Below are 1,502 nucleotides of genomic sequence, written 5' to 3'. Positions count from 1 at the left end.
AGCTCGTCACCGGCCGAGTTCTTGACCGAGATCCGCTCACCGAAGGTCTGGAAGCCCCGACCCTGCGTCATCGAGCAACCGCCGGCCTCGAACAGCATGGGCAGAACGTCGGTCGGCTTGAAGCTGACCCCGGTGGCCGTATAGGCGTCAAACCTGACCATTTCGGGCCTTCCTGGCCTTCTTCGTGGCCGGGTTCTCCTGCTGTGTTTTGGCCTGACTGGCCCTTTTTGGGGAGGGTGTGACCCCCCTGTTAGACATGGGGGTAGCCCGCTTCGCGGGCCGTGCCGCCCGGGCGCGCGGCTGCGCATCCCGCTCGGCCCGTCCCGCTCTGCGGTCCAGCTTCTCCGCGGCTTCCAGGATCGGGGCAGACCTCTCATCCATCCAGTCCAGGCTGAGCCCCAACTGCCTCTCCAGGTTCTGCTGGGCATCCTCCAGGCTCTTGGCGATGCGGTCCTTCTCGTCCTGGGCGCTGTCCTTGATCTTCGCCGCCGCCTCCAGCAGACGGACCATCCGATCGAAGACCGGTTGAGACTGCTCCAGCAGCTCGCCCACGATGGACGACATGCTGTTCCCAGCCAGCGCGGACATGCGCTGCAAAGCCGCGTGCGTCTGCGGCTTGAGAGTGATCGTGATGCGTGGATTGACTGCCGGCATAGGCCCTCCTGTGCGGTGCATCGTATCGCAGTCGGTGCATCACCTCAATGCCTACGATGTACCTGTCTTGATGGCGCGGCGCGGCAGTTCCACATGCGAAAAGCCCTCCCGCGCTCGGTAGGGCAGGGGAGGGCTGACGGTGTGGTCTAGATGGGGCCTCAGGCCGGCCCCATACCCTGGGCCTTCAGGACTTGCGCCGTGCTCGGACCCGTTCCTCTTCGATCATTTCCCTGAGCGTCAGGCCCAGCACTTCCCAGCCTCCAAGATCGCCAGCCAGGCTGACCAGGTGAGGGCCGTACTGCGAGCACATCCACCGGAGCGCCTGGTCCCGCTTCGTGTCCTTCCTGACCGTCCCCGGAGGGTGCGGATCGAGCATCTCGGACAGCACCTCTGACGCGAGCTGACGCGTCCACTTCGACGCCCCCCAGACCTCCAGAGCCGAGAGCTTCGAGTAGGCGTCCTTGGCGTCCTTGGCAGGCCGAACTTGGATTTCCAACCGGCACAGGTCAAACCGTGACAGGTGACGAAATTCGGGCTGCTTGCCCTTCTCGTAGAGCCGCGCCCGGACCGCGCTGGAGCTGGCACCGAGGTACTGAGTCCGGCCCAGCTCTGGCATGTCCCAGTCGCCGCGCTTCTCGCCGTAGAGCTTGTGATCCTCCTTGGCCTTCAGGACCGGCCCCAGAAGCTCCTCAAAAGCCCCAGGACGCTCGAAATCGACGCAGGAGTCCACTCGGGTGCACCGATGCGGAAAACCGCTCCTGAGCCGTTCTACGACCTCGGGCGTGCGCTCCCCCTTCACCTCGACCATGACCCTGTCCCCCTGGCTCCCCCCCCAGGACACAGACCCC

At 65.2% G+C, this 1,502-nt stretch carries 3 protein-coding genes; 1 reads left to right on the top strand and 2 read right to left on the bottom strand.

The window, feature by feature from the left end; all coding sequences use genetic code 11:
* Window positions 1–147: 147 nt before the first annotated feature.
* Together RINTHH_RS10880 and RINTHH_RS10875 are read right to left on the bottom strand one after the other, a co-directional pair.
* Window positions 148–654 (bottom strand): hypothetical protein, encoded by a 507-nt coding sequence (locus tag RINTHH_RS10880; RefSeq protein WP_051146992.1) that lies wholly within the window; start codon window positions 652–654, stop codon window positions 148–150.
* Between the two features lie 184 nt (window positions 655–838).
* Window positions 839–1,150 carry a hypothetical protein gene (locus RINTHH_RS10875; RefSeq protein WP_155943956.1) on the bottom strand — a complete coding sequence of 104 codons (312 nt, stop codon included), beginning with the start codon at window positions 1,148–1,150 and terminating at the stop codon, window positions 839–841.
* A gap of 17 nt (window positions 1,151–1,167) precedes the next feature.
* On the opposite strand from RINTHH_RS10875, the gene RINTHH_RS10870 reads away from it, so the two are divergent.
* On the top strand, window positions 1,168–1,416 hold the full coding sequence (locus tag RINTHH_RS10870; RefSeq protein WP_044304908.1) for a hypothetical protein: 249 nt from the start codon (window positions 1,168–1,170) through the stop codon (window positions 1,414–1,416).
* The last annotated feature ends 86 nt before the right edge of the window (window positions 1,417–1,502 follow it).

Source organism: Richelia intracellularis HH01 (assembly GCF_000350105.1).
Taxonomy (GTDB): domain Bacteria; phylum Cyanobacteriota; class Cyanobacteriia; order Cyanobacteriales; family Nostocaceae; genus Richelia; species Richelia intracellularis.
Note: the sequence above shows the minus strand (reverse complement) of the source record. Positions and strands in the feature narration are given on the sequence as shown.